This is a genomic window from Streptomyces sp. NPDC055815 (assembly GCF_053616475.1).
This window is the reverse complement of record NZ_JBSHDU010000133.1, coordinates 1-13,538: the sequence shown is the minus strand read 5'-3', so window position 1 is coordinate 13,538 and position 13,538 is coordinate 1. Positions and strand designations below refer to the sequence as shown.

The window sequence follows — 13,538 nt, the reverse complement described above, 5'->3', positions numbered from 1 at the left end:
ACCGCAAGCGCCGCCTGCAACACCATGAACACCGTCACACCACGCTCACGCGCCACCTCACGCAACCGCGCATGCACCCCAGCCGGCACCTCCACACGCACGGCATGCCCCTCATGCGACGCGATCGCCGGCCGTGTGCGATCGGTCGGCAGGGCCAGCTCCTCCGGCGCCCCCGCCAACGCCCCACGCCAGAAATCCACCTGACGCGACAACAGACTCCCGGGGTCGCCCTCGTCACCCAGCAGCTCCCGCTGCCACAACGCGTAGTCGGCATACTGGACCGGCAGCGCGGACCACTCCGGAGCGGTGCCCTCACTCCGGGCGGCATACGCCGCAATCAGGTCACGCTTGAGCGGAGCAGACGACCAGCCGTCGCCCGCGATGTGATGCACGACGACGACCACCACGTGCTCATCCGCGCCGGTCTCGAACAGCGACGCCCGCAGGGGAATTTCCGCGCTCAGATCGAAGGCATGCCCCTGCGCCTCGGCGACCGCTCCCGCCAGCTCGTCCGCGCCCACCTGCGCGACGGCCAGCTCGAACCCGCACTCCTCCACCGGCAGGATCCGCTGGTACGGCTCACCCTCGGCCACCGCGAACACCGTCCGCAGCACCTCATGCCGACCCAGCACATCAACCAGCGCCGCCCCCAGCGCCTCCCGATCCACCCCACCGGACAACCGGAGGGTCATCGGGATGTTGTACGTAGAGCTGGGCCCCTCCAGCTGGCCGACGAACCACAGCCGGCGCTGCGCGAACGACAGCGGCACCCGCTCCGGACGCACCCTCGCCACCAACGCCGGACGCGCCTCACCCGCCCCGACCAACCGCGAGGCCAGACCGGCCGGCGTCGGTGCCTCGAACAGCGTCCGCAGCGCCACCTCCACACCCAGCACCGCACGCACCCGACTCACCAGACGAGTCGCCAACAGCGAATGCCCACCCAGCACGAAGAAGTCGTCGTCGACGCCGACCCGCTCGACGCCCAGGACCTGAGCGAACGCCTGGCACAGAATCTCCTCCTGCACCGACACCGCACTCCGCCCGGCACCCACCCGGTACTCCGGAGCCGGCAGTGCCTTGCGGTCCAGCTTCCCGTTCGTCGTCAGCGGCAGCTCGTCCAGTACGACGACCGCCGACGGCACCATGTAGTCCGGCAGCCGTTCGGCCGCGAACTCCCGCAGCTCAGCGCCCCGCACGTCACCGACCACATACGCGACCAGGCGCTTGTCGCCAGGGGTGTCCTCCCGCACCACCACCGCGGCCTGCCCGACCCGCGGGTGCGCGGCCAGCACCGCCCGCACCTCGCCGGGCTCGATGCGGAACCCGCGGATCTTGACCTGGTCATCGGTCCGCCCGGCGAAGACCAGCTGCCCCTCCGCCGTCCACCGCGCCCGGTCCCCCGTCCGGTACATCCGCTCACCCGCACCACCGAACGGGCACGCCACGAACCGCTCCGCCGTCAGGCCCGCGCGCCCCACATACCCCCGCGCCAACTGCGCGCCGGCGATGTACAGCTCCCCAGCCACCCCGACCGGCACCGGTCGCAACGAGCCGTCCAGGACGTACAGCCGGGTGTTCGCCACCGGCGCGCCCATCGGCACCACGGGCTCCGTACCGTCCACCGGGCCGGTGGTGACCATGACCGTGGCCTCGGTCGGACCGTACGTGTTCACGAGCTCCCGGCCCCGCGACCACAGCCTGGCCTGCGCCGCGCTGATCGGCTCCGCACCCACCACCAGCGTGGACACGTCCGGCAGTGCCGCCGGATCCAGCACACCCAGCAGCGAGGGCACGACGCTCGCCGAGCCCACGCGGCAGCGCTGCACCATCCCCGCCAGCAGCGACGTGTCCGACCGCTCCGCCGCCGATGCCACCACGAGGGTGGCGCCCGACGCCAGCGTCACCGCCATGTCCAGGACCGAGGCGTCGAAGCTGAACGACGCGAACTGCAGCACTCGCGCGCCCGGCTCCGCACCCAGCACCGGCCCCAGGGCCGCGACCAGGTTCATCAGCCCGCCGTGGGTGGCCGCCACGCCCTTCGGCCGTCCCGTCGATCCGGACGTGTAGATCACGTACGCCAGCCCGGCGCCCCGCACCGGTGCCTCGGGGTCCGCCGCCTCGGGTGCCGCCGCCTCGGGGTCCGATGCCTCGGCCCCGCCCCGCACCGGTGCCTCGGGTGCCGCCGCCTCGGCCCTCGTGAACGCCTCCGCGGCCTCCCGATCGTCGAGATCGATCACCTCGGCCCCAGGCAGGTCCCGCAGGTCCCTCAGCTCCCGCAGCGGCCCGCCTCGCCCCAGCACCACCGCGGCCCCGCTGTCCGCGACCATGTACGTCAGTCGCTCCACCGGGAGCTCCGGGTCGAGCGGCACGTATGCCGCCCCCGCGCGCCACACACCGACCACGGACGCAACCAGCTCCACGCCCCGCGGCAGGCAGAGACCCACCACCGACTCCGCGCCGACACCCCGCTGCCTCAGCCCATGCGCCAGTCGATTCGCCCAGGCGTCCAGGTCCCCGTACGACAGCTCCTCTCCCTCACACACGACGGCCACCGCGGCCGGATCCGCCGCCGCCCACTCGGCGATCCGCTCGGAGACCGTCGCCTCGTTCACCTCGGCGGCCGTGGAGTTCCACCGCTCCAGAACCAAGGACCGCTCGTCCGGGCTCAGGACGTCCACCGCTCCGACCCGAAGGTCGGGCGTCCCCACCACCGTCTCGACGACCCGCAGCAGCCACTGCGCGAAGCGCTCAGCGGTGTGTGCGTCGAACACATCGGCGGACGCGATCAACCGGCCGGTCAGACCGAGCGGGGCCCCATCGGCGTCGACGACCTCGGTGGCCGTGACGTCCAGGTCGAACTTCGTGCGGTTCGCCTCCGACTGTTCCTGGGTGGGGATCCCTTCGACCCGCATGCCCGGCAGCTGGAGCACCGCCTGCGCATTGTTGTGCACGGTCAGCATCACCTGGAACAGCGGATGCCGCGCCATGGACCGCGCGGGGGCCAGCTCCTCCACCAGCCGCTCGAACGGCACGTCCTGATGGTCGAAGGCCTGGAGGCCGGCTTCCTTGACGCGCTCCAGCACCTCACCGAAGGACGGGTCACCCGACAGATCCGTCCGGATCACCAGGGAGTTGACGAAGAATCCGACCGCGTCGTCCAGGGCCTCGTCCGTCCGCCCGGCGATCGCCGAACCGATCGGAACATCCGTCCCCGCGCCCAACCGGTGCAGCGTCACCGCGAGTGCCGCCTGCAGCACCATGAACACGGTCACACCACGCTCGTGCGCCACCTCACGCAACCGCGCGTGAACGCCGGCGGAAATCTCGAGCCGCACCGCATGCCCGTCATGTGTCGCCGCCGCCGGCCGCGTGCGGTCGTAGGGCAGCGGCAGCTCCTCCGGGACTCCGTCCAACGCCTCGCGCCAGAACGCCACCTGACGTGACAGCACGCTCTCCGGGTCGTCCTCGTCCCCGAGCAGCTCCCGCTGCCACAACGCGTAGTCGGCATACTGGACCGGCAGCGGTTCCCACCCCGGCTGACGGCCCGCGCACCGGGCCGCGTACGCGACCGACAGATCCCGGGCCAGCGGCCCCAGCGACCAGCCGTCACCCGCGATGTGGTGCACCACGACCACCAGCGCGTGCTCGTCCGGGCCGGTCACGAACAGGCCGGCCCGCAGCGGAATCTCCGTGGCCAGGTCGAAGGTCTGCCGCACGGTGTGCGCCACGGCCTCCGTCAGCCGTTCCGGGGCCACTTCCGCGACCGTCAGCTCGAAACCGGATTCCTCCACCGACAGGATCCGCTGATACGGCTCACCCTCGGGCGCCGGGAACACGGTCCGCAGCACCTCATGCCGTTCCAGCACGTCCCGCAGCGCCGCCTCCAGCGCCTCCCGATCCAGTTCGCCGGCCAGCCGCAGCGCCATGGGGATGTTGTAGGTCGCGCTCGGTCCTTCGAGCTGGCCGATGAACCACAGCCGGCGCTGCGCAAACGACAACGGGATCATCGGGATTCCTCCTGTTTACAACATGACCGCGGCGGGACCCATTCCCCCGTCAATTCACAAGGGGCGAATCCTTGAAGGGCAGGTTCTACGGATGCCGTCATCCACATCGCCCCAGGACAATTCGATCAGCGGGCAGCCTTGGGCAGACCCCGGTTCACTATGGTCCAGGCGGCATGTGCGATCAATCCTGGCGATCAGTGTTCCGCCGTGTTCAACTGAGCCCTGGCCGCACTTGAACAGTGCGGTGCGACCAGCCTCGGCGGATCCGCGGCCCACGGCGGCGGCGTGGAGTCCTACCGGCTGTCGCTGATGTCTATTCCCTTGCCGAATCATCGCCTGATCGGCGTGGAACGCGTACGGTTGGCCGGCCGGGCGTTCAAGTGCTGCGCCGCGTCGGTTGATCACGGCGGAAGAAGGGATGTGCGGCGACCTGCCGACGGAGCTTGACGCTGCTGCGGCAGCGTGTCAGCATGCCTCCCCGCAATAGGGGCCCCGATCGTTCAAGAAGCCTGATTCGCCGCACCATTACCGCCGCCGGGTATCCGTATCTCGAATTCGAGCGCATCCTGAGAGGTATTCGCATGCACGGCGACTCATCCCAGCAGGCTCCGCGGATCAACCTGGTGGATCCCGAGCTCTATGCGCACGGCAATCCCTTCGAGCAGTGGGCCTGGCTGCGCGCGAATGCGCCGGTCCACTGGCATCCGCCCACCGAACTTCCGGGTTTCTGGGCGCTCACCCGGTACGAGGATGTTCGGGCGGCCTATCGCGACGCGGCGACGTTCAGTTCGGCACGGGGAATTCTGCTGCGTCCGGCCGAACACGGGGAGGACCCGGGGGGTGGCCGCACGCTGGCGCTGACGGACGCTCCGCGGCACCGGCAGCTGAGGGGGCTGGTGGACGAGTGGTTCGCGCTCCGGTCGGTGCGGGGTTTCGAGCCCGAGATGACGGAGGTCACCCGGCGGGTCGTGGACGAGGCCCTGGAGTCCGGGACGTGCGACTTCGTGACGGACGTGGCCGCCCGTGTGCCGCTGTACGTGATCTGCCGGATGATGGGGGTTCCGAGCTCCGACTGGGATCACCTGTTCAAGCTGACCAGTCAGGCGTTCGCCGCGGACGACCCGCTGACGCAGCGGTTCGCCCATCTGGACATCATGAGCTACTTCGACGATCTGCAGGCGGCGAAGGCGGCGAACCCGGGTGACGACCTGGTCAGCATTCTGGCGACGGCCACGATCGACGGGGCGCGGCTCACGCCGGACGACGTCCTCCTCAACTGCGACAATCTGCTGGTCGGCGGCACGGAGAACACGCGGATCGCGGCGGCCGGCGGCATGCTGGCGTTCCTGCGGCACGAGGATCAGTGGGCGGCTCTGACGAGGGAGCCGGAGCTGCTGGCCTCGGCGGTGGAGGAGGTGCTCCGCTGGACGTCCACCGCGACGCACATCATGCGCACGGCGGTGCGGCCGATCGAGATTCACGGGCAGCAGGTGGCGGCCGGTGACCGGGTCACGCTGTGGCTGCCGTCCGCGAACCGTGACGAGAGCGTCTTCGACCGTCCGGACGAGTTCGACATCCGCCGCAGGCCGAACCGGCATCTGGCCCTCGGTTTCGGTGAGCACTTCTGTCTGGGAAGCGTGCTCGCCCGTGCGGAACTGCGACTCTTGTACAACGAGTTGTTGCATCGTGGCATCCGCGTGGAGCTAGCCGGCGAACCGACGCTCGTGTCCTCGATCGTCGTCAACGGACCCGAGCGTCTTCCGGTCCGCCTGACCGCCTGACCGGTTGGCCGCCTGACCGGTTGACCGCCTGACCGTCGGCCGGCGGGGAGTGGCAGTGGCGTACGGCGGGGTCTGCTCTCGCCGTACGTGGTGCATGGGTCGCCGCTCGGGATTGCTGTGGCCAGTGTGACGAGACTCTCGACAGGTTCGAGCCAGTGACGGACCATGTAAGTGTGTTCGAAGGGGAGTTGGGGACCTCAGGGGGTCGGTGGCGCACCCGTGTCGGTGCCGGTGGGCCGCCGGCGTACGTGACGTCCGCTTGCGTGGTGCAGGGTGGGGCAGCACGCCCGGTTTCTTCGCATGCGATGGCCATGCGATGTTTGCCGCCAACTGGGATCGGAGCCGCAGGAGTCGCAGTTCGGAATCTGCTCGATGCTCCCCTTTTCGATCGGTCAAAAGGTGTGGTCGTCGACCGACGACCACAGCCGTGCCATCAGAGGACGTATTTCGTTTCGAGTGGACACTTATCGGCCATGCCGACGGGGGGAGTCAGACTTGAGCCGTTACGATACTGCCGATCTTGTGGATACCAGGAAGACGAGCGGAGCTACCGGCTCGGCCGAACCGAATGTGACCGTCACGAAGGGCGAGCGGGAGATCGCATCCGTGCCGATCTCGGCACTCCTGCCTGGCGATTCTCCTCGTCTCGAAGGGCATGACGCCGATCATGTCGCCAGACTGATGGAACTGGACTCACAACTTCCGCCCATCCTCGTGCACCGGCGGAGCATGCGGGTCATCGACGGGCTGCATCGGCTCATGGCTGCCTTTCTGAAGGGCGATGAGACGATCGATGCCGTTTTGTTCGACGGTAGCGTCGAGGAGGCTTTTCTTCGGGCCGTCCAGGCGAATGTGACGCACGGTCTTCCTCTTTCCAGAGCGGACCGTCGGGCCGCGGCGGCACGGATCATCGCGTCTCATCCGGAGATGTCGGACCGTGCGATCGCCCGCCTGGCGGGACTGGGCGCGAAGGCCGTCGCGGCCATCAGGCGGGGGGCGGTCGACGCGCCGCCGGTGCGGGCCCGTATCGGCAGAGACGGCAAGCTCCGTCCGCTGAACAGCGAGGAGGGCAGGAGACGTGCCGCCGAGTTGGTCGCCGAGAACCCGCAGGCGTCGCTGCGCGAGGTGGCGAGGCACGCCGGGATCTCGCCGGCGACGGTGAGCGACGTCAAGAAACGGCTGCTGTCGGGTGAGTCGCCGTTACCGGAGCGGAAATCGCACGCGTCCGAGTCCGGCGGCGCCCAGCCCGGTTCTGTGATCGCGCAGGATCTGGGCGAGCAGCACACCGCGCGGAGAGGACGCCCCGTCCAGCCGGATCCCGCCGCGCTGGTGGAGAAGCTCCTGCGTGATCCGTCCTTGCGGCACAAGGAGGAAGGGCGGCAACTTCTCCGGGTCCTTCAGCTGAATGCCCTGGGTGATCAGAGATGGGCGAGACTGGCCGAAGCCGTCCCGTCGCACTGTGGAAGCCTGGTCGTCGACCTCGCCCGGCGGTACGCGGAGACGTGGACGGAGTTCGCGAGGGAACTGGACGGCCGCATGCTCAACATCGACGACGAGGCCTGACGCGCGTACTTGTCCAGCCCGGCGTTCCTCACCGCGGGTCGACGTCCGGCGGTCCTCGGAGGTCGGCGGCGACCAGCATCGGCGGCAGGTGCCCGCTGATGCTGATCGCCGTCCTCCGGCACTCAGATGGGGATGCCGGTCCCCGCTCCGCGGGTCAGAGCGCGCCGACGATGTCCTCGACCCGGGCCTTCGCGTCGCCGAAGAGCATCGAGGTGTTCTCGCGGAAGAAGAGCGGGTTCTGGACGCCCGCGTAGCCGGAGGCCATCGAGCGCTTGAAGACGATGACCTGGTTCGCCTCCCAGACGGTGAGGACCGGCATGCCGGCGAGCGGGCTGGACGGGTCGTCGGCTCCGGCCGGGTTGACGGTGTCGTTGGCGCCGATGACGAGGACGACGTCGGTGTCGGCGAAGTCCTCGTTGATCTCGTCCATTTCGAGGACGATGTCGTACGGCACCTTGGCCTCGGCCAGGAGGACGTTCATGTGGCCGGGCAGGCGTCCTGCGACGGGGTGGATGCCGAACCGTACGTCGACGCCCTTGGCGCGCAGCTTCGAGGTGAGCTCGGCGACCGGGTACTGCGCCTGGGCGACGGCCATGCCGTAGCCGGGCGTGATGACCACCGACCGGGCCGCGCCGAGGAGTTCGGCGGCCGCCTGGGCGGTGATCTCCTGGTGCTCGCCGTAGTCGACGTCCGAGCCCGCCGGCGCCTCGATGCCGAAGCCGCCCGCGATCACGGAGAGGAAGGAGCGGTTCATCGCCTTGCACATGATGTACGACAGGTAGGCACCGGAGGAGCCGACCAGTGCGCCGGTGACGATCAGCAGGTCGTTGCCGAGGAGGAAGCCGGAGGCCGCTGCGGCCCAGCCGGAGTAGCTGTTGAGCATCGAGACGACGACCGGCATGTCGCCGCCGCCGATCGAGGCCACGAGGTGCCAGCCGAGGGCCAGTGCCAGGGCGGTCACGACGATCAGGAGCCACAGCTCCGGGGTGATCACGAACCAGACGGTGAGGGCGACGAACAGGGCCAGCGAGCCCAGGTTCAGCGCGTTCTTGCCGGGCAGCACGAGCGGCGTGGAGCTGATCTTCGCCGAGAGCTTCAGGTAGGCGACGATGGAGCCGGTGAACGTCACGGCGCCGATGAACAGGCCGATGAACACCTCGGCGTGGTGGATGCCGAGGGTGCCGAGCGCGTCGAGGGCCTGGGCCTCGTGGCCGTCGGGGTCGTGCTCGACGTTGAGGTAGCCGTTCCAGCTGACCAGGACGGCCGCGAGACCGACGAAGGAGTGCAGCAGCGCGATCAGTTCGGGCATGCCGGTCATCTCGACGCCGCGGGCCCGCTGGAGTCCGATCAGCGCGCCGATCAGCATGGCGACGGCCATCAGGCCGAGGCCGGCGGTGCTGATGTCGCCGTCGATCGCGAGCACGATCGTCGCGACGAGGGCGACGGCCATGCCGAGCATGCCGAAGGCGTTGCCGAGCCGCGCGGACTCGTGCTTGGAGAGGCCGGCCAGGGCGAGGATGAACAGCAGCGCGGCAACGAGGTAGGCCGCCTGAGCGGCGATGGTCGCAGACATGTCAGCTCCGGTTGAACATGGCGAGCATGCGACGCGTCACCGCGAAGCCGCCGAAGACGTTGATACTGGCCAGAAGGATCGCCACGGCCGACAGCACCGTGACCGCCGTGCTCGCATGCCCGATCTGCAGCAGCGCGCCGACGACGATGATCCCGGAGATGGCGTTCGTCACCGACATCAGCGGTGTGTGCAGGGCGTGGTGCACATGGCCGATCACGTAGTAGCCGATCACGATCGCGAGCACGAAGACCGTCACATGGGGCAGCAGCGCCGCCGGCGCGAACCCGGCGGCGAGGAACAGCGCCAGCGCGCCGACGGCCACACCGCCGAACCTCTGCTTCGCCGACATCGGCACCTTCACCGGCGAGGGCTTCACCTCGGCCGCCGCCGCAGCGGGGGCCGGGGCCGCCGACACCTGCACCGGCGGGGGCGGCCACGCCGACTCGCCGCCTCGTACGACGGTGATCGAGCGCTGCACCGGGTCGTCCCAGTCCAGGACCAGGCTGCCGTCCTTGCCGGGCGTCATCAGCTTCAGCAGGTTCACCAGGTTCGTGCCGTACAGCTGCGAGGCCTGCGCCGGCAGCCGGCCCGCGAGATCGGTGTAGCCGATGATCGTCACGCCGTTCTCGGTGACGACCTTCTCGCCCTTCACGGTGCCGACGACGTTGCCGCCGTTGGCGGCCGCCATGTCGACGATCACCGAGCCCGGCTTCATGCTCGCCACCATCTCCGCGGTGATCAGCGTCGGCGCGGGGCGCCCCGGGATCAGCGCGGTCGTGATGACGATGTCGACCTCACGACACTGCGCGGCGTACAGCTCGACCTCGCGCGCCTTGTAGTCGTCACCCATCTCCTTGGCGTAGCCCGTCTTGGAGACCTCGACCTCGGGGGACTCGATCGACAGGTACTCACCGCCCAGCGACCGGACCTGGTCCGCGACCTCGGGCCGCGGGTCGGTCGCCCGCACGATCGCGCCGAGCGAGCCCGCCGCACCGATCGCCGCCAGACCGGCCACACCGGCGCCCGCGACCAGTACCTTCGCCGGCGGCACCTTGCCCGCCGCGGTCACCTGGCCGGTGAAGAACCGCCCGAACGTGTGCGCCGCCTCCACCACCGCCCGGTAGCCGGCGATGTTCGCCATCGACGACAGCACGTCCATCGACTGCGCCCGGCTGATACGGGGCACGGCGTCCATCGACAGCGCCGTGAAGGGCCGCCGGCCCAGCGCCTCGACCATCTCGGGGTCGAACGCCGGCGCGAACAGCGCGATCACCGTGGCCTCCGGCCGCACCCCGTCCAGCTGAGCGGGACTCGGGGCGTTGACCCCGAGGACCACGTCCGCGGCCGCCGCGTCTCCGATGGTCGCACCGGCGGCCTCATAGGCGCTGTCGGTGAAGCCCGCGGCGACACCCGCGCCGGAGTCGACGACCACCTCGTATCCCAGCTTGCGGATCGGTTCGATCGTGGCCGGTGTGGCCGAGACGCGGTTCTCACCTGCCCGCGCTTCCTTGAGGACTCCGACAATCACGAGTGTTCTCCGTTCGCTGCTCTGTCCGTCAACGGCGTGTTCTCAACTCGATCAGAAGTGCTCACCCGTACCGGAGCACGCCGCTCAGCTTGGCCGCCCCGGGCTCTCCTTGAACAGGATCCACGGGTGAGGTGTACGCGACATCCGCCGAGCCTCGAACAGAGGTGAGGTCGTGGGATGCTGATGGGCTGGTTCTGCCCCGGCGACGTGGATGCGCCCGACGCCGAGCACCTCGCCCACCGCGTGAAGGACCCGTGGGTGGTCGGACGGCGGGCCCCCTCTCACCGTCGCGCCGGAAGCCGCAGCCGGGCCCTGGCATCCCCCTCCCCCCACACATCGGCTCGACAGAGCAAGCCCCGGGTCAGCGCACCCGGCCCCGCGCCTTCAGCTGGGTCGCCGGGAGCTCCGGGGCGTCGAGGCGGTCGCCGTCGTACCCCTTCACCTCGCCGAAGCGGGAGCCGGTCATCCAGTCCTCCCTCGCCTTGCGGATCTCCTCGTCCGTGCGGCCCACGAAGTTCCACCACATGACGAGCTCCTCCTCGAAGGGCTCGCCGCCGAGGAGCATCAGGCCCGCGTCCGAGAGGGCGTGGAGGGGGAGCTCGGTGCGGCCGCAGCCCAGGTAGAGCATCGAGCCGGGCAGGACGGGGACGCCGTCGACCCGGGCCTCGCCGGACATCGCGAGCACCGCGTACTCGAAGTCGGGTTCGAGGGGGAGGTTCGTCTCGGTGCCCGCCGTGAGGGCCAGGTCCGCGCCGACGATCGGGGTGTACGTCGTGCCCGGCGAGGCGGCGCCGTCGAGCGCGCCGAGGATCACCGTGGCGGTGAGGCCGGGCGCGGTGACGTGGGGCAGTTCGGCGTGGTGTTCGAAGTGGGGCTCGACGTGCCGGTGTGCGTCGGGGAGGGCGACCCAGAGCTGCGCGCCGTGCAGGAAGCGGGCGTGCGGCCGGGGGCTCTCCTCGGAGTGGGAGATCGCCCGGCCGGAGGTCATGAGGCCCAGTTCGCGCGGGCGGATCTCCTGCAGGCTGCCGGTGGAGTCGCGGTGCAGCACCTCGCCCTCGTGGAGCCAGCTGACGGTCTGCAGTCCCATGTGCGGGTGGGGAGGGACCTGCATGCCGGGCTCGTCGGCGATGTCGTCGGGGCCGTAGTGGTCGACGAAGGCCCAGGCTCCGACCATGCGGCGGCCCAGGTTCGGGAGCAGTCTGCGGACCTCGGTCGACTCGCCGAGCTGGACGCGGCGGGGGCTGAGGAGCTCCCGTACGGGTTCGGCGACGACGAAGCCGCGGCCGCCGCACACGGTCAGCGTGGCCTGACGATCGAGATTGCTCATGACGCTCAACCCATCCTTGGTGGAATGTTCAACTAACCGGCGGTGTTGACGTGATCGACCACCCCCCAGGGTGGCAGATCGGGAGCCCCGGAAAGGGAGAGCAAGTGAGCGACACGTACTACGAGTTCGGAACGGCCGGGGAACGCTGGGACCGCGCGCAGCTGTTCTTCGAGGCGAAGGAGTACGGAACCGCCATCCGCATCCTCAGCGGCCTCGTCGCCGAACACCCGGAGCAGACGGCCCAGCGGCTCCTCCTCGCCCGCGCCTACTACCACTCCGCCCAGCTCTCCCGCGCCGAGACCGAACTGCGCGCCGTCCTGGAGCGCGACCCGGTCGAGCACTACGCCCGGCTGATGCTGGGGCGCACCCTGGAGCGCCAGGGCCGCCGGGACGAGGCCGCGCCGCACCTGCGGTTGGCCGCCGCCATGGCGGGCGAGACCCCGTCCTGACGCGCGACTGATACCCCCGCACGGTATGGTCGGGGCCAGGAGGCCCTGAATCGTGCGCGCACACCGAGCGGAACGCGGCAGACGAGCAGGAGGTGCCATCGGGCACCTCCTGCTCGTCGTCGTGCTCGCGCTCGGCGTGTTCCTGATGCACGCGGTGGGCCACCCCGAGGGCTCCGGCGGCGGCATGGACCCCGCGACCGCCTCGCACCACAGCACCCCGACGCAAGCCGGCGCCGCGCACCACAGCACCCCGACGCAAGCCGGTGCCGAGCACCACAGCGCCCCGGCACAGGCCGATGCCGCGCACCGCGGCGACAGCTCCGACGCCCGGCACGAGCCGGGTACGGGGATGGACATGACCACCCTCTGCGTGGCGGTCCTCGGCGCCTGGCTGCTCGCGGGGCTCCTGCGGGCCGCGCTCGGACGCCGCCCCGACTGGATGGCCCTCCTCCTCGCGCGGCTCACCCCCGCGCTCGGGCCGCACGCCCCTCCCCCACGTCCCCCGGACCTCGCCCGCCTGTCCGTCCTGCGGATCTAGACCGAACCCGACGCGCCACGGGTCGCCCCGCGCTGCCCGTACGCGCCTCCGGTCTTCCCCCCTTCCGCCTGTACGTAGACACAGCACCCACGAGGTATCACCATGCGCGCCTTCTCTCGCGGCCACAGCCGCAAGCTCGCCCTCGTCTCGGCCCTCGCCGCGGCCGGACTGCTCCTCACCGCCTGTGGCGCCGACGACGGCATGAGCGGGATGGACCACGGCGGTACGTCCGCCACGTCCTCCGCGTCCTCGTCCGCGTCCGCTCCCGCCGCTCCCGGCGCGGACTCCGCCCCCGGCGCCTTCAACGACGCGGACGTCATGTTCGCGCAGATGATGATCCCCCACCACGAGCAGGCCCTGGAGATGGCGAAGCTCGCCGACGGCCGGGCCGAGGACCCCGAGGTCAAGGAGCTGGTCGCCGCGATCGAGCAGGCCCAGGACCCGGAGATCCAGAAGATGAAGGCCTGGCTGAAGGGCTGGGGCAAGCCCGAGTCCGCAGGCCACGGCTCCGGCCACGGCATGGCCGGGATGATGTCCGACCAGGACATGAAGGACCTGGCCGCCGCCAAGGGCGAGGCCTTCGACCGTAAGTTCGCCGAGCTGATGATCGCTCACCACGACGGCGCCGTCGCCATGGCGAAGGACGAGCAGAAGAACGGCGGCAACGCCACGGCCAAGAAGCTCGCCGACGACGTCGTACGGACCCAGTCCGCCGAGGTCGCCCAGCTGAAGAAGATCCTCGACCGGCTCTGAGCCGACCGGCCGGCGG

General features: G+C 70.3%; 9 protein-coding genes. 5 read left to right on the top strand and 4 right to left on the bottom strand.

Annotation, left to right across the window (positions count from 1 at the left end; all coding sequences use genetic code 11):
• The coding region (locus ACWGN5_RS40645; RefSeq protein WP_453523705.1) for an amino acid adenylation domain-containing protein at positions 1-4,001 on the bottom strand (4,001 nt) is incomplete at its 3' end.
• Positions 4,002-4,480: 479 nt separating this feature from the next.
• On the opposite strand from ACWGN5_RS40645, the gene ACWGN5_RS40640 reads away from it, so the two are divergent.
• Positions 4,481-5,791 carry a cytochrome P450 gene (locus ACWGN5_RS40640; RefSeq protein WP_453523703.1) on the top strand — a complete coding sequence of 437 codons (1,311 nt, stop codon included), beginning with the start codon at positions 4,481-4,483 and terminating at the stop codon, positions 5,789-5,791.
• Positions 5,792-6,286: 495 nt separating this feature from the next.
• Positions 6,287-7,354, top strand: a complete 1,068-nt coding sequence (locus ACWGN5_RS40635) for a transcriptional regulator (RefSeq protein WP_453523700.1) — start codon at positions 6,287-6,289, stop codon at positions 7,352-7,354.
• Positions 7,355-7,508: 154 nt separating this feature from the next.
• Here the strand turns inward: ACWGN5_RS40635 and pntB are convergent, their stop codons facing one another.
• From pntB to ACWGN5_RS40620, 3 genes are all read right to left on the bottom strand, one after another.
• Positions 7,509-8,927 carry a Re/Si-specific NAD(P)(+) transhydrogenase subunit beta gene (pntB, locus tag ACWGN5_RS40630; protein ID WP_453523698.1) on the bottom strand — a complete coding sequence of 473 codons (1,419 nt, stop codon included), beginning with the start codon at positions 8,925-8,927 and terminating at the stop codon, positions 7,509-7,511.
• Position 8,928: 1 nt separating this feature from the next.
• Entirely contained in the window at positions 8,929-10,455 is a 1,527-nt protein-coding gene (locus ACWGN5_RS40625; RefSeq protein ID WP_453523695.1) for a Re/Si-specific NAD(P)(+) transhydrogenase subunit alpha, read from the bottom strand.
• 361 nt (positions 10,456-10,816) lie between these two features.
• On the bottom strand, positions 10,817-11,782 hold the full coding sequence (locus ACWGN5_RS40620) for a pirin family protein (protein ID WP_453523692.1): 966 nt from the start codon (positions 11,780-11,782) through the stop codon (positions 10,817-10,819).
• 104 nt (positions 11,783-11,886) lie between these two features.
• On the opposite strand from ACWGN5_RS40620, the gene ACWGN5_RS40615 reads away from it, so the two are divergent.
• The 3 genes from ACWGN5_RS40615 (at position 11,887) to ACWGN5_RS40605 (ending at position 13,522) form a co-directional block, all read left to right on the top strand.
• Positions 11,887-12,231, top strand: a complete 345-nt coding sequence (locus ACWGN5_RS40615) for a tetratricopeptide repeat protein (protein WP_453523690.1) — start codon at positions 11,887-11,889, stop codon at positions 12,229-12,231.
• Between the two features lie 52 nt (positions 12,232-12,283).
• Positions 12,284-12,769, top strand: coding sequence for a hypothetical protein (locus tag ACWGN5_RS40610; protein WP_453523688.1), 486 nt, complete (start codon positions 12,284-12,286; stop codon positions 12,767-12,769).
• 102 nt (positions 12,770-12,871) lie between these two features.
• Positions 12,872-13,522 carry a DUF305 domain-containing protein gene (locus tag ACWGN5_RS40605; RefSeq protein ID WP_453523685.1) on the top strand — a complete coding sequence of 217 codons (651 nt, stop codon included), beginning with the start codon at positions 12,872-12,874 and terminating at the stop codon, positions 13,520-13,522.
• The last annotated feature ends 16 nt before the right edge of the window (positions 13,523-13,538 follow it).

Coding starts and splice junctions, on each gene's coding strand:
- ACWGN5_RS40640 (WP_453523703.1), top strand. CDS start 4,481: ATGCCTCCCCGCAATAGGGGCCCCGATCGTTCAAGAAGCCTGATTCGC.
- pntB (WP_453523698.1), bottom strand. CDS start 8,927: ATGTCTGCGACCATCGCCGCTCAGGCGGCCTACCTCGTTGCCGCGCTG.
- ACWGN5_RS40620 (WP_453523692.1), bottom strand. CDS start 11,782: ATGAGCAATCTCGATCGTCAGGCCACGCTGACCGTGTGCGGCGGCCGC.
- ACWGN5_RS40605 (WP_453523685.1), top strand. CDS start 12,872: ATGCGCGCCTTCTCTCGCGGCCACAGCCGCAAGCTCGCCCTCGTCTCG.